15 protein-coding genes are annotated in these 16503 nt (G+C 70.0%); 6 read left to right on the forward strand and 9 right to left on the reverse strand.

Translation table 11 applies throughout. The annotated features are described in order from the left end of the window. Positions 1-144: 144 nt before the first annotated feature. Both BM424_RS28310 and BM424_RS29695 read right to left on the reverse strand, forming a co-directional pair. Positions 145-429 carry a sugar porter family MFS transporter gene (locus tag BM424_RS28310; RefSeq protein ID WP_139273993.1) on the reverse strand — a complete coding sequence of 95 codons (285 nt, stop codon included), beginning with the start codon at positions 427-429 and terminating at the stop codon, positions 145-147. Continuing rightward, positions 426-548: a hypothetical protein gene (locus BM424_RS29695; RefSeq protein ID WP_281248670.1), complete on the reverse strand. Its 123-nt coding sequence runs from the start codon at positions 546-548 to the stop codon at positions 426-428. The genes BM424_RS28310 and BM424_RS29695 overlap by 4 nt, the downstream gene beginning before the upstream one ends. 243 nt (positions 549-791) lie before the next feature. On the opposite strand from BM424_RS29695, the gene rnhA reads away from it, so the two are divergent. After that, the gene (rnhA, locus tag BM424_RS03195; protein WP_093413535.1) at positions 792-1238 is read left to right on the forward strand and encodes a ribonuclease HI; all 447 of its coding nucleotides are present in this window, start codon (positions 792-794) and stop codon (positions 1236-1238) included. A gap of 57 nt (positions 1239-1295) precedes the next feature. Here rnhA and BM424_RS03200 read toward each other — a convergent pair whose 3' ends face one another. Together BM424_RS03200 and BM424_RS03205 are read right to left on the reverse strand one after the other, a co-directional pair. After that, a complete protein-coding gene (locus BM424_RS03200) occupies positions 1296-2246 on the reverse strand; it encodes an electron transfer flavoprotein subunit alpha/FixB family protein (RefSeq protein ID WP_093413536.1) in 951 nt (316 codons plus the stop codon). Positions 2247-2276: 30 nt separating this feature from the next. Next, positions 2277-3059: an electron transfer flavoprotein subunit beta/FixA family protein gene (locus BM424_RS03205; RefSeq protein WP_093413538.1), complete on the reverse strand. Its 783-nt coding sequence runs from the start codon at positions 3057-3059 to the stop codon at positions 2277-2279. Positions 3060-3353: 294 nt separating this feature from the next. On the opposite strand from BM424_RS03205, the gene BM424_RS03210 reads away from it, so the two are divergent. Next, positions 3354-4202 (forward strand): DegV family protein, encoded by an 849-nt coding sequence (locus BM424_RS03210; RefSeq protein WP_093413540.1) that lies wholly within the window; start codon positions 3354-3356, stop codon positions 4200-4202. Between the two features lie 352 nt (positions 4203-4554). Here the strand turns inward: BM424_RS03210 and hrpA are convergent, their stop codons facing one another. The 4 genes from hrpA to BM424_RS03230 form a co-directional block, all read right to left on the reverse strand. Further along, the gene (gene hrpA, locus BM424_RS03215; RefSeq protein ID WP_245775651.1) at positions 4555-8463 is read right to left on the reverse strand and encodes an ATP-dependent RNA helicase HrpA; all 3909 of its coding nucleotides are present in this window, start codon (positions 8461-8463) and stop codon (positions 4555-4557) included. A 171-nt stretch (positions 8464-8634) separates the two neighbouring features. Continuing rightward, entirely contained in the window at positions 8635-9813 is a 1179-nt protein-coding gene (locus BM424_RS03220; RefSeq protein ID WP_093413543.1) for a THUMP-like domain-containing protein, read from the reverse strand. A gap of 101 nt (positions 9814-9914) precedes the next feature. Further along, positions 9915-10697 carry an enoyl-CoA hydratase/isomerase family protein gene (locus BM424_RS03225; RefSeq protein ID WP_093413545.1) on the reverse strand — a complete coding sequence of 261 codons (783 nt, stop codon included), beginning with the start codon at positions 10695-10697 and terminating at the stop codon, positions 9915-9917. Positions 10698-10809: 112 nt separating this feature from the next. Further along, entirely contained in the window at positions 10810-11577 is a 768-nt protein-coding gene (locus BM424_RS03230; RefSeq protein WP_175547953.1) for an ABC transporter ATP-binding protein, read from the reverse strand. A gap of 538 nt (positions 11578-12115) precedes the next feature. Here BM424_RS03230 and BM424_RS29340 point away from each other — a divergent pair. The 3 genes from BM424_RS29340 (at position 12116) to BM424_RS03245 (ending at position 14391) form a co-directional block, all read left to right on the forward strand. Next, positions 12116-12676 carry a cysteine dioxygenase gene (locus BM424_RS29340; RefSeq protein ID WP_245775652.1) on the forward strand — a complete coding sequence of 187 codons (561 nt, stop codon included), beginning with the start codon at positions 12116-12118 and terminating at the stop codon, positions 12674-12676. Beyond that, a complete protein-coding gene (locus BM424_RS03240) occupies positions 12673-13095 on the forward strand; it encodes a rhodanese-like domain-containing protein (protein ID WP_093413548.1) in 423 nt (140 codons plus the stop codon). The genes BM424_RS29340 and BM424_RS03240 overlap by 4 nt, the downstream gene beginning before the upstream one ends. Positions 13096-13305: 210 nt before the next feature. Then, positions 13306-14391, forward strand: coding sequence for a hypothetical protein (locus BM424_RS03245; protein ID WP_245775575.1), 1086 nt, complete (start codon positions 13306-13308; stop codon positions 14389-14391). A gap of 64 nt (positions 14392-14455) precedes the next feature. Here the strand turns inward: BM424_RS03245 and BM424_RS03250 are convergent, their stop codons facing one another. Then, entirely contained in the window at positions 14456-15388 is a 933-nt protein-coding gene (locus BM424_RS03250) for an NADP-dependent oxidoreductase (RefSeq protein ID WP_217649611.1), read from the reverse strand. Positions 15389-15470: 82 nt separating this feature from the next. On the opposite strand from BM424_RS03250, the gene BM424_RS03255 reads away from it, so the two are divergent. Beyond that, on the forward strand, positions 15471-16424 hold the full coding sequence (locus BM424_RS03255; protein ID WP_093413551.1) for a GlxA family transcriptional regulator: 954 nt from the start codon (positions 15471-15473) through the stop codon (positions 16422-16424). The last annotated feature ends 79 nt before the right edge of the window (positions 16425-16503 follow it).

Genomic DNA, 16503 nt, shown 5'->3' on the forward strand with positions numbered 1-16503 from the left:
CACGGAGCCGGAACTTTCGGTGAATGCCAGGTGCGTGCTAGCCCATCCGGCCCCCCGATGCCGCCCATCCCAGCACGTCAGAAGGGATGGGCTGCCCTTCCACCACTTCCAGGTGGGCCGGTCTGCGACGAAGCGCGCAGCCAGTCACGCATCCCGGTCACCCCGCCGGTCAGCGTGGTCTTCTCGCCGTTCGTAGTACAGCAACGGCGCCTGGCTGAGGAAGGCCAGGGCGAAGGCGGTGAGCAAGGCCCAAGTGGGTGCCGAGAGCACCGCGAGCACGAAGGCGAGGGCGGCGAAGAGCCCGATGGCGATCAACCAGCGGCGTCGGGGTTTGGACCAGCGTTGCCATTCCGCATGGGTCGTGGGCATCCGGAATCCGGCTTCGCTGGAGGGGATTTTCCGGATCCATCGGGTGAGCCGGTTGCTCATCCCCGCCACCCCGCTGCCCGGAGCCGGACGTAGCGCACAACGGCCACGACGAAGACACCCAGGCCCGCGACGAGGACTCCCCAGACGAGCAGCGGCGAGATGCCGTTGATCGCACCCACCGCGCCCGTGACAACGAACGCAGCGCTGTTGAGCGCAGAGGCCGCGAGCCTTCGCCGCTCAGATCGGAGGTCGGGGTTCCGATTCACAGCGGGAATGGTGGAACAGTTTCGAGATCACCAGCAAGCGAATGAGCACGGGAACCTTCCTGCCACCACACCCCGCAGCAGCGCCGGAGTGAGGAAGGGAACCTTCCTCGCACGGCGCTGCCCGATCACCCCGGGGACGGCGGCTAGATTCAGCGCATGCAGACCGAGCGCGTCGAACTCTTCACCGATGGCGCATGCAGCGGGAACCCCGGCCCGGGCGGCTGGGGCGTGGTGCTGCGCTATGGCGATCACGAGCGGGAGCTCTACGGGAAAGACCCGACCACGACCAACAACAAGATGGAGCTGATGGCCGTGATCGAGGGGCTGGCCGCCCTCACCCGGCCGATCCCGGTGGTGCGCGTCTACACCGACAGCACCTACGTGCTCAAGGGCATCACGGAGTGGATGCGCGGCTGGAAGCGCAACGGCTGGATGACGTCGGCCAAGAAGCCGGTCAAGAACGCCGACCTGTGGCAGCGGCTGGACGCGGAGTGCTCCCGTCACGGCGAGGTCCAGTGGGAGTGGGTGAAGGGCCACGCCGGTCACCCGGAGAACGAACGCGCCGACAAGCTCGCCTGCCAGGGGCGCGACGAGGCGCGCTGAACGGAGAACGGGCCGCGCTCCGGTGGAGCGCGGCCCGTTCTCGTTGCGTGAAGGGGCTTAGCCCTTGCGCTTGGTGACCTCGTCGGTCAGCTGCGGGGCGACCTTGAACAGGTCGCCCACGACGCCGTAGTCGGCGATCTCGAAGATCGGCGCCTCCGGGTCCTTGTTCACCGCGACGATCGTCTTCGACGTCTGCATGCCCGCCCGGTGCTGGATCGCGCCGGAGATGCCCAGCGCGATGTAGAGCTGCGGCGAGACGGTCTTACCGGTCTGACCGACCTGGAACTGGTGCGGGTAATAGCCGGAGTCGACCGCGGCACGCGAGGCACCCACGGCGGCACCGAGGGTGTCGGCGAGCTTCTCCACGACCTCGAACTGCTCGGCCGAACCGACACCCCGACCACCGGAGACCACGATGCTGGCCTCGGTGAGCTCGGGGCGGTCGCCGGCCTCGGCCGGCTGCCGACCGGTGATCTTGGCGCCGGACGAGGCCGGAACCTCGACCTGCTCGACCGCCGCGGCACCCGAAGCCTGCTCGGCCTCGATGGAACCGGGCAGCACGGTGATCACCGGGGTGCCCTTGGTGACCTTCGCCTTGGCGTCGTAAGTGCCACCGAACAGCGAGTGCGACGCGACGCCCTCACCATCGACGTCCACGACCTCCGACAGCAGACCCGAGTCCAGGCGGATCGCCAGGCGACCGGCGATCTCCTTGCCGTCGACCGACGCCGGAACCAGCACCGCCGCCGGGGACGCCGAACCGGCCAGCTTGGCCAGCACGTCGACCTGCGGGGTCACCAGGAACTCGGCGGCCTCGGCGGACTCGGCCGCGTAGACCTTCGCCGCGCCGTAACCGGCCAGGGCCTCGGACAGCTTGCCCGCGGTGCCCGGCTCGCCGACCACGACGGCCGACGGCTCGCCGATGCGGCGCGCCGCGGTCAGCAGCTCGTACGTGACCTTCTTGACCTCGCCGTCCACGTGATCGACGAGGACCAGAACCTCAGCCATGAATTTGCCTCCTCGAAAACCGTGAACGACTCAGAGCAGCTTCTCGCCGGCCAGGAACTCGGCGACCTGAACGCCGCCTTCGCCCTCGTCGGTGACCTTCACACCGCCGGACTTCGGCGGCTTCGGAGCGGACTCGACGACCTGGGAGCCGGCGGCGGCCAGGCCCACCTCGGAGGCGTCGATCCCCGCGTCGGTCAGCGACAGCGCGCTCACCGGCTTCTTCTTCGCGGCCATGATGCCCTTGAACGACGGGTACCGCGGCTCGTTGATCTTCTCCGTCACGCTCACGACGGCCGGCAGACCCGACTCGACAGTCAGGATGCCCGCGTCGGTCTCGCGCTCGACCTTCACCGACGAACCGTCGGTCTCGACCTTGCGCGCGAAGGTCAGCTGCGGCCAGCCGAGCACCTCGGCGACCATGGCCGGCACCGCACCGGAGCGACCGTCGGTCGCCTCGTTGCCTGCGATGACCAGCTCGACACCCTCAACGGTGCCGATGACCTTCGCCAGCGCCTTGGCGGTGGCGGGGGCGTCGGTGCCGTGCAGCGCCTCGTCGGCGAGGTGCACCGCCTTGTCCGCGCCCATCGACAGCGCCTTGCGGATGGCATCCGTGGCGCGATCCGGGCCCATGCACACGACGGTCACTTCGCCGCCCTGAGCCTCCTTGATCAACAGCGCCTCCTCCACGGCGCGCTCGTTGATCTCATCCAACACGGCATCCGCCGACTCGCGGTCCAACGTGTGATCCGCAGCAGACAGCTTCCGTTCGGAATACGTGTCGGGCACCTGCTTAACCAGGACGACGATGTTCATGGGCCCTCTTCGACCTCCTGCGGACTCAACTGACGCTCGCTGGTCCTCCAGCGGCTCTGCTTGTGGACCCGGCGCGTTCCGTCCGGGTTAGGTTGACCTTGCCATGCCCTCAGCGGGAAAGCACAGTGATGCCAACCACCGAGGATGTTACTTGCCAGTAGCCCGGGTGCAACCAGGTCCCACCCGTGACAGTACTCACCCTCGCCCGGCGAAGATGATCGCCCTTCGCAAAAGTGGGAACGGGTCATCCGGAAAGTATGTGAACGAACCTTACGTATTAGTAGCCTTGCCGCCATGAGAAGACGCGTCGCCATCGTGACCGATTCGACGGCTTCCGTTCCGCTCGACGTGGCCGACCGGCTGGGAATCTCCATCGTGCAGTTGGAGCTGACGGTCGGTGCTGAACAGAACGACGAGCGACGGGTGCTGCACCCCCAGATGGCCGAGGCAATGCGAAACAACGTCCCGGTCGCCACCAACCCTCCCCCTCCTCCCGCCTTCTACTGGAATTACGCCGATGCCGCGGCATCGGGGGTCGAAGCGATCATTTCGATCCACATTTCCGAAGGAATGTCCCAAACCTGCCAAGCCGCCCGGATCGCCGCGGCCGAGATCGGCGTGCCGGTCTACGTCGTGGACGCGCGGCTGACCGGACTCAGCCTCGGATTCCCGGTGATCGCCGCGGCCGAGGCCGCCGCCGCGGGCGCCACGCCGCACGGCGTGATGAACGTCCTGGAGCACCGGCTGCGCAGCACCACCCAGCTGCTCTACGTCGACACCCTCGAATACCTGCAGCGCAGCGGCCGGATCGGCCGAGCGCAGGCGTGGGTCGGTCAAGCGCTGTCGATCAAACCGGTGCTGATCATGAAGGACGGCGTCATCGACCAGCTCGCCAAGGGCATCGGCGAGGAGCGCGCGCTGCGCAAGGCCATCGCGACCGCCGTGGAGCGCGCCGGCCGGGGCCCGGTCGACGTGGGCGTGGAGCACTTCGAGGCCGCCGACCGCGCCAAGGAGGTCCTCGACGCGCTGTGCTCGCAGCTGCCGCAGGTGCGCAGGGTCACGCTGGAGGAGACCAGCGCGATCATCGGGGCCCACACGGGACCCGGAGCGCTCGGCATCGCGGTCTCGCCCGCAGGCCCCTGAGGCGCTCGCCCCGCCGCGAAGTCCGGTGCGGGGACCGGACTCGCCCGGCGACGCACGCCACCAACGAAGAGCGAATCCCTTTCACGAGACGACCTTTTCGCTCGCCGTCTCGCGGTTTCGCCTGTTTTTTCCTGGATCTCCCACCCTTTTGAGTGATGCGAACGCGCGTTCGATCGCGGATACTTCTTGTCACCGGACCCGAAACTTCTCGCACGGGACCGAATTCCGCATCAATCGCACCGCTTCGGCACTGCTTCGGCACTGCTGTGCCTCTACTGCTGTGCCTCATCTCCGGGGGAGAATCATGCGCACCACGACAATTGTCGGACTGATCCGATCGAACGCGCCGATCTCAGTCCTCGATCTTGTCCATCGCGCGGTGCACGCGCTTGACCGATACGGGTCGCGGCGTTCCCAGCGACTGCGCGAACAAGCTCACCCGCAACTCCTCGATCATCCACCCCACGTCGAGCAGAGCCTCGCTGGGCGAACGCCCCTGCGGCACCCGGGACAGCAGATCCCGATAGCGCTGCCGGACCTCGTCCACCTGATACATCCACTCCCGGTCGCGCTGCGGCTGGTGCTGCGCCTTGTCGAGCCGCTGCTCGATCGCGCGCAGGTAGCGGACCAGGTCGCGGAGCCGGTCGAAGCCGGTCTCGGTGACGAAACCGGGGTGCAGCAAGCCGTCCAGCTGCTCCCGGATGTCGGCCAGCGACTCCGCCGACACGCCCTTGGGGCGGTCGGCGAGCACCGCTTCGACGTGCTGCGCGGCCACCAGAACGCGCTCCACCTGGGCCAGCACGGCCACGGTGTACTCGCCCAGACCGGCCCGGACCTTCGCCTCCAGCGAGGAGTAGGCCTCGCCGTCCCACACGGGTCCGCCGTTGTCGAGCATCAGCTTGTCCACGGCGCAGCGCACGCAGTCGTCGAGGATCGACGCGAGATCGCCGTGCCGGCTCCCGCCGAGCACCAGGCGGCTGGTCGCGCTCATGCCGCGCTGGATCGACTTGGCCGGCGAGGGCACGTTGAGCAGCAGCAACCGGCGCGTGCCGTTCCACAGCGCGCGCCGCTGCTCGCGTTCGGTGTCGAACATGCGCACCGCGACGGTCTCGCCCTCGTCCACCAGAGCCGGGAAGGCCTTCACCGCGTGCCCGGAACGCTGCTGGGAGAACGTGCGCGGCAGCTCGCCGAAGCTCCAGGAGCGCAGGCCGCTCTGCTCGACGTCGTCGGCCGCGGCCGAGATCTCCTCGCGCACCTTGGGTTTGAGCCGCAGCTTGAGCTCGTCGAGGTCCTTGGACTCGGCCAGCTTGCGGCCGCGGCGGCCCACCACGCGGAAGGTCATCTTCAGGTGGTCGGGCACCTTGTCCGGGTCCCACTCCGAGCTCAGCACCTCGACGCCGGTGAGCTGGCGGAGGCTGCGCTGCAGGGTTTCCAGCAGCGGCCCGTCGTCCGGGCCGACGCGGGAGAGCACGGCCTTGGCGAAGTCCGGCGCGGGCACGAAGTTGCGCCGGGTCTGCTTCGGCAGCGACTTGAGCAGCGTGGTCACCAGCTCTTCCCGCAGGCCGGGGATCTGCCAGTCGAAGCCCTCGGGGTCGATCTGGTTGAGCACCTGCAGCGGGATGTGCGCGGTGACGCCGTCGGCGTCGGCGCCCGGCTCGAACTGGTAGGTCAGCTTCAGCCGGTGCTCGCCGTAGATCCAGTGGTCCGGGTAGTCCTGGTCGCTGACCTGCGCCGAGCGCTCGTTGATCAGCATCGACTTCTCGAAGTTGAGCAGATCGGGCTGCTCGCGGCGGGTCTTCTTCCACCAGGTGTCGAAGTGCCTGCCCGAGACCACGTCCGCGCCGATGCGCTGGTCGTAGAAGTCGAACAGCGTCTCGTCGTCGACGAGGATGTCGCGGCGGCGGGCGCGTTCCTCGAGGCCCTCGACCTCGTCGAGCAGCGCGCGGTTCTGGTGGAAGAACTCGTGCCGCGTGTCCCAATCGCCCTCGACGAGGGCGTGCCGGATGAACAGCTCGCGGCTGACCTCGGGATCGATGCGCCCGTAGTTGACCTTGCGGTCGACCACCAGCGGAACGCCGTAGAGCGTGACCCGCTCGGTGGCAACCACGGCCGCCCGGTCCTTCTCCCAGTGCGGTTCGCTGTAGTTGCGCTTGACCAGGTGCTGCGCGAGCCGCTCGATCCACTCCGGCTCCACGCGGGCCGCGATCCGAGCCCACAGGCGGGAGGTTTCGACGAGCTCGGCCGCCATCACCCACCGCGGCGGCTTCTTGAACAACGACGACCCGGGGAACACCGCGAACCGCGCGTTGCGGGCCCCCTGGTACTCGTTGGCGCCGCGCCCGGGCGGGCCGGAACGCTGTCCGCCGTTGCGCTTCTCGACGTCCTTGAGCCCGATGTGCGAGAGCAGCCCGGCCAGCAGCGACTGGTGGATGCGGGTGGCGTCGGCCGGCTGATCGGCCAGCGTCATGCCCATCGACTTGACCATCTGGCGCAACTGGCCGAACAGGTCCTGCCACTCGCGCACCCGAAGGTAGTTGAGGAACTCGTTGCGGCAGAGCTTGCGGAACTGGTTGGAGGACAACTCCTTCTGCTGGGTCCGCAGGTACTCCCACATCCGCAGGAAGGAGAGGAAATCGGACTCGGCGTCCTTGTCGACGAAGCGCGCGTGCTTCTGGTCGGCGGCCTGCTGGTGCTCGGCCGGGCGTTCCCGCGGGTCCTGGATGGACAGCGCGGCCACGATCACCAGCACCTCGCGCAGGCACCCGTTGCGCTCGGCTTCCAGCACCATCCGCGCCAAGCGCGGGTCGATGGGCAGCTGGGCGAGGCTGCGGCCGATGCGGGTGAGCTTGCGGTCGCCCGCGGACTTGACGTTCTCCAGCGCGCCGAGCTCGTGCAGCAGGGCGACGCCGTCGGTGATCTGCCTGCGGTCCGGTGGTTCCAGGAACGGGAAGGACTCGATCTCGCCCAGCCCCAGCGACGTCATCTGCAGGATGACCGAGGCCAGGTGGGTGCGCAGGATCTCCGGGTCGGTGAACTCCGGCCGGGCCTCGAAGTCCTCCTCGGAGTACAGCCGGATGCAGATGCCCTCGGAGACGCGGCCGCAGCGGCCCTTGCGCTGGTTGGCCGAGGCCTGCGAGATCGGTTCGATCGGCAGCCGCTGCACCTTGGTGCGGAAGCTGTAGCGGGAGATGCGCGCCGTGCCGGGGTCGATGACGTACTTGATGCCCGGCACGGTCAGGGAGGTCTCGGCGACGTTGGTCGACAGCACGATCCGGCGGCCGGTGTGGCGCTGGAACACCCGGTGCTGCTCGGCGGCGCTCAACCGCGCGAACAGCGGCAGGATCTCGGTGTCGCGGAGGTTGAGCTGCCCCAGGGCGTCGGCGGCGTCGCGGATCTCCCGCTCGCCGCTGAGGAACACCAGGATGTCGCCGGGGCCCTCGGCGCACAGCTCGCGCACCGCCTCGCAGATGGCCTGCGGCTGGTCGCGCACCTCGGTCGTGGGGTCCTCCGGATCCTCGGAGTCCTCCAGCAGCGGCCGGTAGCGCACCTCCACCGGGTAGGTGCGCCCGGAGACCTCGACGACCGGTGCGTCGTCGAAGTGCCGGGAGAACCGCTCCGGGTCGATCGTCGCCGAGGTGATGATGACCTTGAGGTCGGGGCGCTTCGGCAGCAGCTGCTTGAGGTAGCCGAGGATGAAATCGATGTTGAGGCTGCGCTCGTGGGCCTCGTCGATGATCAGGGTGTCGTAGCGGCGCAGCAGCCGGTCGTGCTGGATCTCGGCGAGCAGGATGCCGTCGGTCATCAGCTTGACCAGCGTGTCGTCACCGGTGCGCTCGGTGAAGCGCACCTGGTAGCCGATGGCGCCGCCGATCTCGGTGCCCAGCTCCTCGGCGACGCGTTCGGCCACCGTGCGCGCCGCGAGCCTGCGCGGCTGGGTGTGGCCGATGACGCCCTGCACCCCGCGCCCGAGCTCCATGCACATCTTTGGCAGCTGCGTGGTCTTCCCGGAGCCGGTCTCGCCGGCGACGATGACGACCTGGTTGTCGCGGATGGCTTCGAGCAGGTCGTCCCGGCGCTGGCTGACCGGCAGGCTCTCCGGGTAGGTGATCTTGGGGATGCCGTCGCGGCGGCGCCGCACCCGCAGCTCGGCGGTCTCGACGTCGCCGGTGATCTCCGCGGTGACCGACTTCAGGGCCTCGGGATCGCGGATCTTGCGGGCACCTTCGATACGACGGCGCAGCCGACGCTGGTCCTGCAGCATCAGCTCGGGCAAGCGTTCCCGCAGATCAGCGAGCGAGGATTTCACAGACGACGTACCCATACTCCGCACAAGCATAGAGAAGGCGCAGGCGGCGCTGCCTCCCGATTTCGCCGCGCTCACAACCGGCACCCGCTCGGTGACGCGCGTCACCGCCCGGCGGGGGTGGGTCGATCAGGTGCGTTCCGCCCGGCACAGGTAGGCCATCGCCTGGTCACCGACCCTGGTGATCACCACGCTGGCCTCCTGCGCACCCTTGGGTTTGAGCCTGCGCCGCAGCGCGTCGGGATCCACGTCGACCCCGCGCACGAGGATCTCCAACCGGCCCACATCGTGCTTGCGCAGCAGCGTGCGCAGGGCCTTCTCGTTGAACCGGCCGTGCTCGACGACCCGGAACGCCCGCACACCGGGCGGCGGGACGTCACCGGTGAGGTAGGCGATGCGCGGATCGAGCTGCACGAGCCCGTGCCGCGCCGCGTAGTGGCGCACCAGGCCCGCGCGCACCACCGCGCCGTCCGGGTCGACGATCCACTCGCGCACGTCCTCGGCGGGGCAGTCGTCGGGCTCGGCGTCGGTGATGCTCCACGCGCCGCCGTCCGAGCGCAGCACGCTCGCCCGCCGGCGCACGGTCGGGTCGGCGGGCGAACCGAACCACAGCGCGGCCTCCCGCACACCGCCGTCCAGCGAGATGACCTCGGCCTCGACGTCGTCGGGCACCGCCGCGAAGTCCAGGCCGGGCGCGCACTTGATCACCAGGTCGCGTCCCGCGTAGACGTCGAGGAGCTCGTCCAGCGGCGGCACCAGATCGGCGGGATCCCAGCGCCGCCTGCCGCCCTCGTCGCGGCGCGCCGGATCGGCCAGCACCACGGTGTCGCGGGTGACCGGGCGCAACGCGTCGGCCTCCACGACCGCGGCGTCGAGACCGGCGGCGGCCAGGTTGTGCCGGGCCATGAGCAACCGGACCCGGTCGAGGTCGGAACCGACGCTGCGGCGCGCGACCGCCGCCACCGCAGCCAGGTCGGCACCGATCGAGCAGGTCACGTCGTGCACGTCGCGCCCGGCCAGGCGCTGCGCCCGGTGCCGGGCGACGACGCTCGCCGTGGCCTGCTGCAGCGCGGCGTCGGTGAACAACCACTCGCCGCCGCCGTCCAGTTTGGACTCGGCTTTGCGCCGCAGCACCGCTGTTTCCAGGGCCGCCGCGGCGAACCGCTCACCCACCAGGCGCCGCGCCGCGGCGACGTCGGACAGCCGGGATTTGCCGGTCAGCGCGAGCCCGGACAGCTCGGCGACGGCCGCGCGGCCCTCCGCCGAGCGGAGGAACAGCACGTCGTCGAGGTCGAACGAGTACCCCACCGGCGCCCCCTAGCGCGCACCGGCGGTGCACGACCGGCGCGCGCCGGGGACCGGGTGGTGGGGTGTGCTCGTCACGACCGCTTCCGCTGCTTCCCGCCGGGTCAGCGCCCGGTGAACTTCGCCTTGCCGGGGCCGTTCTCGATGAACGACCGCATGCCGATCTTCTGGTCCTCGGTCGCGAAAGTCCCGGCGAACAGGTGCGTTTCGAGCTTCAGACCGTTGTCCAGGTCCACGTCCAGACCGCCGTCGATCGCGGCCTTCGCCGCCGCCAGGGCGCGCGCCGCACCACCGGTGAACTGCTCGGCCCAGCGCTTCGCCGTCGCGTAGACCTCGGCGGAGGGCACGATCTCATCGACCATGCCCAGCGACAGCGCCTCCTGCGCCTCGACGAACCGGCCGGTGTAGATGATGTCCTTGGCCTTGCTCGGCCCGATCAGCCGCGCCAGCCGCTGCGTGCCACCGGCACCCGGGATGACGCCGAGCAGGATCTCCGGCTGGCCGACCTTGATGTCGTCCGCCGCGATGCGCCGGTCGCACGACAGCGCCAGCTCGAAACCACCACCGAGGGCGTAGCCGGTCAGCGCCGCGACCGTGGGCTTCGGGATGGCGGCGACCTGGCTCATCGCGTCGGAGAGCCCGCGCTGCTCCTTGGCGGCCATGTCCGCGTAGGACATGTCGGCCATCTCCTTGATGTCCGCGCCCGCGGCGAAGACCTTCTCCCCGCCGTAGACGATCACCGCGCGGATGTCGTCGCGCTCGGCGGCCTCGATCGCCACGTCGCGCAGCTCCGTCTCGATCTGCCTGTTCAGCGCGTTCATCTTCGGCCGATCCAGCCGGATCGTGCCGATCGCACCCTCGACCTCAAGCCTGACGAACTCGCCCACGCAGCAACCTCCTCGTCGAACCACCGCTTGCCGCCGGGAGGCTATCGCGCCCCACCCGAAAACTGCTGTGTCACCGATCTCAACGCGCCGAGACCCGGCGCTCACCCGCTGGTCAGGACCGGCGGCGGGCGAAGTAGCGGTCGCCGGCGCGCTGCAGTTCGAGGTTCTGGTCGAAGGTCTTCGACAGGTTGTCCTCGGTGAGCACGTCCTCGAGCAGGCCTTGGGCGACGATGCCGCCCTCGCGCAGCAGCAGGCAGTGCGTGAACCCGGGCGGGATCTCCTCGACGTGGTGGGTGACCAGCACCGACGCGGGCGCGTCGGGGTCCATCGCCAGGGTCGACAGGCGCCCGACGAGGTCCTCGCGGCCACCGAGGTCGAGTCCGGCGGCGGGCTCGTCGAGCAGCAGCAGTTCCGGGTCGGTCATCAGCGCGCGGGAGATCATGGCCCGCTTGCGCTCACCTTCGGACAGCGTGCCGAACTCGCGGTCGGCGAGGTGCGCGACGCCGAGCAGGTCGAGCAGTTCCACCGCCCGATCGGTGTCGAGGTCGTCGTACTCCTCGCGCCACCGGCCGAACACCGAATACCCGGCGCTGACCACGACGTCGCGGACGATCTCGTCACCGGGAACGCGGTTGACCAGGGCACCCGAGCACAGCCCGATCAGCGGGCGGATGTCGAACACGTTGGTCTTGCCGAGCCGCTCCCCCAGCACGTCGACGGTGCCGGTGGTCGGGTGCATCTCGGTGCTGGCCATCTTCAGCAGCGTCGTCTTGCCCGCCCCGTTGGGGCCCAGCACGACCCACCGCTCGTCGAGCTCGACCGACCAGTTCACGTCGGCCAGCAGCGTCGTCTTGCCCCGCCGGACACCGACGCCATCCATCCGGATGACCAGGTCGTCCACGTCTACCTCCCAGCCGTGACTGACCGCGGCGGCGCAACCAGGCGCGCACTCGGCGTTCGTCTCCGTCGCTGATCCGCCGCAGGTTCCGGCGGACCCCTCCGGTGGACATTCTTCCCGCCGCGACCGCACCGCCTGCGGGCGGGATGCCGCTGACCACTCGCCTGCCAGGGTGAACATGATCGTCCCTGCGCATCCCGGTCGTCCACATCCCGGGAACCCCGCCGGATCCCTGGCCCCGGCGGCGATCCGGTGCCACGATCGAGCCCGTGCCCGATTCGTTTCTCACCCGCGATCGCGTGATCGACCTGTTCCGGGTCGTCGCCTCCGCCTGTCGCTGAAAGCGGTCCGAGGGACCACTCCCGCTTCCCGACGTCATCGCGGCACGACGAATCACCACAACACCTCTCTCCTTCTTCGGCTCCTGCCGGCGGAGGTGTGCCGTGTCGTGCCGGTGCCACACCGCAAGACACCTGGAGACACCGTGAGCATCACGCAACCCGAGAACCCGTCCGCCCCGCTGTCCGCCTACACCCCGACCGCACCGGTGCCCGCGCTCGGCGACGCCGAAGTGCACCCGGCGCTGGACCGGCCGCTGCTGCGCGACCTGATCCGCCCGAACCACCTCCAGTGGAGCGCGCGCGAACTCCGCGACCTGACCGGGCTCGTCGCCGGCGAGCTGACCTCCGAGCTGATGAACATCGTGCGCGTCGACGAGCAGGAGAGGTGGTGGGCCAAGCTCGCGCTCACCGCGGGCGTCGAGCTGTGGCTGCTGTCGTGGGCACCGGGGCAGGGCACGCCCGCCCACGACCACGGCGGTGCTTCCGGCTCGTTCTCGGTGCTGTTCGGCGCGCTGCGGGAGGACTACCGCTACGCCAACGGCCCGGTCCGCACCCAGCACCACGACCTGGGCGCCGGGATCGGTTTCGGTCCCGGCCGCGCGCACCAGGTCACCAACGTCAGCTCGGTCAACTCGGCCAGCGTGCACGCCTACTCGCCGCCGCTGCTGCCGGTGAACTACTACGCCGACCTGGCCGAGATCCCGCCCGTCCCGCCACAGCGAATCGAGGGAACCCGATGACCGTCCCCGAACCGCGACAGGAGACCGCCGCCGGCCCGTACGGGATCGAGCACCTGCTGGCCGAGTCCCGCGAGAAACTCGCCCGCGTCGATCCGCAGGAGGCCTTCGAGATCCAGCGCGATGGCGGCGTGATCATCGACATCCGCCCCGAAGCCGACCGGCTCGCGCACGGCGAGATCCCGGGCGCGCTCACGGTGGAGCGCATCGTCCTGGAATGGCGCCTCGACCCGGCCGGACCGCACCGCCTCACCGGCCTGCACCCGCAGCGCCCGGTGGTGCTGGTCTGCAACGAGGGCTACGCCTCCAGCCTCGCCGCCGCCCAAGCCCAGGAACTCGGCTTGACCCGGGCCACCGACCTGGCGGGCGGTTTCCACGCGTGGAAGCAAGCGGGCCTTCCCACCACCGCGCCCGTCGCCTGACCTGAGCAAGGGAACCTTCCTGTCACGCACCGGGGCGCGGATGACAGGAAGGTTCCCTTGCTCACTTCACGGGCCCACCGGCGCACGAGCGAGGGCAAAGCGCCTCCTCGGCGGGAGCGGGTCCCGTAGGCTCCCGGCCTTGTGCGAGCGCAGAGCCTCTTGTTCCGCCCGTGGGTGCTGGTCACCGTGGTGGGCGCGGTTGTCCTAGCAGTGATCGAGCTGGTCCTGGGGACCGGTGCCGCCGGTGTCGCCGCCGGTTGGGCGGGCGGTGTGGTGGGAGCGATCCTGCTGCCGGTGGCCACGCAGGTCGGGTTGCTGCTCGGTTCGGTGGTCTTCGGACTGCGCGTGCGTCAGGTGGTCTTCGGCGCGATGCGCGAGGTCGGGTCGTTCCGGCGCGGCAGCGTGACCTTCACGTTCCGGGCGCTGCCGGTGACGTTGCGGGCGCAGATCGGGCCGTGGCGGTCGCCGGTGATCCTGCGCTGCTGGCTGGCCGGTCTGGTCTCGGCGCTGGCAGGCGTCGCCGCGGTGGTGGGCGCGTGGCTGGTGCCGGGTGCGTTCGGGCGCGGTCTGGCGTTGGCGATGAGCGCGTTCATGCTGGTCAAGCTGTGGCCCAAACGGGTTCCGCTGACGACGTCGACGGGCTGGTTGTTGTTCTCGTTGCCGCGGATGCCGGAGCCGGAGCGTTCGGATTTCCTCGCCGCCCCGATGGCGGCGCGCGCCTACGAGGCGCTGCGGGCCGGTGATCTCGACGCGGCGCAGGCGCGCGCCGACGAGCTCGCCGAGCGCTTCCCCGGCATCAACGCGACGGTGTCGTGCCAGATCGCGGTGCTGGAGTCGCGGGGTCTCTACGCGCCCGGGGTGCTGCTGCTGTTGAAGTTCCTGTCCGACAACGACGTTCCGTCCCGCAAGATGGCCTACCTGCTGGCCGGTCTGGCGGGTTTGGGGTTCAAAGCCGTGGAGTCGGGGCAGATGCCGGCCGACAGCCTGCTTCCCACGGCGAAGAAGGCCCTCGAAGACGCGGTGCAGCTCGGCTATCCCGAGTTCGAGCTCAACGGGACCAGCGGGCTGCTGGCGTTGATCGAGGGCGACGCGGACGACGCGGTCCGGCTGGCCACCAGCGGAGCGGAGTACAACCACTCGCCGCTGTCGCGCGCCGACGACTTCGCGACGCTGGCCCGCGCGCACATGGCGCTGCACGACAACGCCGCCGCCCGCACCGCGCTGGCTCGCGCCGAGGAGCTGGCCCCGTGGTCGCCGCGCGTCACCGAGACCCGCAAGCGCCTGTCGGTGAGCTGAAACAGGGGAACCTTTCTGCCACCCGGGTGGCAGAAAGGTTCCCCTGCACTGGTCAGCGCGGCTGTCAGTCGATGGTCAGCACGAGCTTGCCCTGGGTCCGGCCGGTCTCGCCCCGGGTGTGGGCCTCGGCGGCCTCGGCCAACGGGAAGGTGTCGGCGATCTCGGCGCGCAGCTTGCCGGCGACGACCAGGTCGCGAACGGCCTGCATGCCGGCCTGGTCGGCTTCGACGAGCATGAGCTCGGCGCGCACGCCCAGCTGTTCGGCTTCGGCGACGAGCTCTTCGCGGTCGTAGGGCAGGATCGACACGAGGATGCCGCCCTTGCGCAGCACCTGCAGCGAGCGGCTGCGGTAGTCGGCGGCGATCGGGTCGAGCACGACGTCGACGTCGCTGACGGCTTCGGTGAAGTCGACCTCGGTGTAGTCGACGAGCTCGTCGACGCCGAGCTTCGTCAGGAACTCGTGCTTGCTCTTGCTGGCGGTGGCGATGACGTGGGCGCCCTTGGCCTTGGCGATCTGCACGGCCAGGTGACCGACACCGCCCGCGGCGGCGTGGATCAGGATCTTCTGCCCGGACTGCAGGTTCGCCGTGTCGTTGAGCGCCTGCCAGGCGGTCAGGGCCGCGAGCGGGATCGCACCGGCCTGCACGTGGTCGATGCCCTCGGGCTTGGGCACGAAGGCCCGCGCAGGACCGGTCACGTACTCGGCGTGGGAGCCGAGGCCGAACGGGTAGGGCAGCATGCCGAAGACCTCGTCGCCGGGCTTGTGGATGGTCACGCCCGTGCCGATGTCCTCGACGACGCCGGAGACGTCCCAGCCGAGGATGCGCGGCGGCTGGCTGAGGAAGCCCTGCCCCGCGCGGTGCTTCCAGTCGGTGGGGTTGACACCGGCCGCGCGCACCCGGATCAGGACCTCGCTCGGCCCCGGCTCCGGCTTGTCCAGCTGCGCCTCGTGCAGCACCTCGGGCCCGCCGTAAACGTCCTGTGTGATGGCACGCATGGTTTCACTCATGGCCCCCACCCTGCCTCATCTGCACCGATCTCGAAATGGCACGAATGACAACATTCGATAGGATCGTGCCATGCATCGAGTGGTCGTGCTGGCGCTGGACGGGGTCTACGCCTTCGAACTGGGCATCCCGCAGCGGGTCTTCGGCAGCGCCGACGACCGCTACGAGATCATGACCTGCACCGTCGACGGAGCTCCGGTGCGCAGCAACGCCGACTTCATGATCTCGGTCGAGCACGGCCCGGAGCTGCTGCCCACCGCCGACACCGTGATCATCCCGGCGTTCGACGTCGAGCTGATCTCACCCGAAATCCCCGATCCGGTGATGCGCGCGCTGGGCATGATCCGGCCGGGGACGCGGATCGTGTCGATCTGCACCGGCGCGTTCATGCTCGCAGCCGCCGGCCTGCTCGACGGCAGGCCCGCCACCACGCACTGGCGGCTCGCCGACGACTTCCGCCGCATGTTCCCGGCCGTGCAGCTGGATCCGGACGTGCTGTTCATCGAGGACGGCGACGTGCTCACCTCCGCAGGCGCGGCGTCGGGCATCGACGTGTGCCTGCACCTGGTGCGCTCCGACCACGGCAGCGAGGTCGCCAACCAGGTGGCCCGCTGCTGCGTGGTGCCGCCGTTCCGCGACGGCGGGCAGGCCCAGTACATCGAGCAGCCGGTCCCCGACCCGGGCGGGCAGGGCACGGCGGCCACCCGGGCGTGGGCGCTGGAGAACCTGCACCGGCCGCTGACCGTGGCCGATCTCGCCGAGCACGCGCGGATGAGCAACCGCACCTTCGCCCGCCGGTTCCGCGACGAGGTCGGCGCGAGCCCCGGACGGTGGCTCACCCACCAGCGACTGGCCCGCGCCCGCCAGCTGCTGGAGACCACCGATCTGCCGATCGACCAGATCGCCGGGCAGGTCGGCTTCGCCACGGCCGCGTCCCTGCGCCAGCACCTGCACGCGGCCATCGGGGTCGCGCCCCTGGCGTACCGGCGCACGTTCCGGACCGGCACCGGCGCGGCCGCGGGGTGAGCAGGGGAACCTTCCTGTCACAGCACGCGCTGCCACTCCGGGTGGCGTGAGCGGAAGGTTCCCTTGTGCACGTCGCGCG

It is taken from the genome of Saccharopolyspora flava (genome assembly GCF_900116135.1).
Lineage (GTDB): Bacteria > Actinomycetota > Actinomycetes > Mycobacteriales > Pseudonocardiaceae > Saccharopolyspora > Saccharopolyspora flava.

Coding starts and splice junctions, on each gene's coding strand:
- BM424_RS03210 (WP_093413540.1), top strand. CDS start 3,354: ATGAGAAGACGCGTCGCCATCGTGACCGATTCGACGGCTTCCGTTCCG.
- BM424_RS03205 (WP_093413538.1), bottom strand. CDS start 3,059: ATGAACATCGTCGTCCTGGTTAAGCAGGTGCCCGACACGTATTCCGAA.
- BM424_RS03230 (WP_175547953.1), bottom strand. CDS start 11,577: ATGGATGGCGTCGGTGTCCGGCGGGGCAAGACGACGCTGCTGGCCGAC.
- rnhA (WP_093413535.1), top strand. CDS start 792: ATGCAGACCGAGCGCGTCGAACTCTTCACCGATGGCGCATGCAGCGGG.
- hrpA (WP_245775651.1), bottom strand. CDS start 8,463: ATGCTGCAGGACCAGCGTCGGCTGCGCCGTCGTATCGAAGGTGCCCGC.
- BM424_RS03200 (WP_093413536.1), bottom strand. CDS start 2,246: ATGGCTGAGGTTCTGGTCCTCGTCGATCACGTGGACGGCGAGGTCAAG.
- BM424_RS03240 (WP_093413548.1), top strand. CDS start 12,673: ATGACCGTCCCCGAACCGCGACAGGAGACCGCCGCCGGCCCGTACGGG.
- BM424_RS03250 (WP_217649611.1), bottom strand. CDS start 15,388: ATGCGTGCCATCACACAGGACGTTTACGGCGGGCCCGAGGTGCTGCAC.
- BM424_RS03255 (WP_093413551.1), top strand. CDS start 15,471: ATGCATCGAGTGGTCGTGCTGGCGCTGGACGGGGTCTACGCCTTCGAA.
- BM424_RS28310 (WP_139273993.1), bottom strand. CDS start 429: ATGAGCAACCGGCTCACCCGATGGATCCGGAAAATCCCCTCCAGCGAA.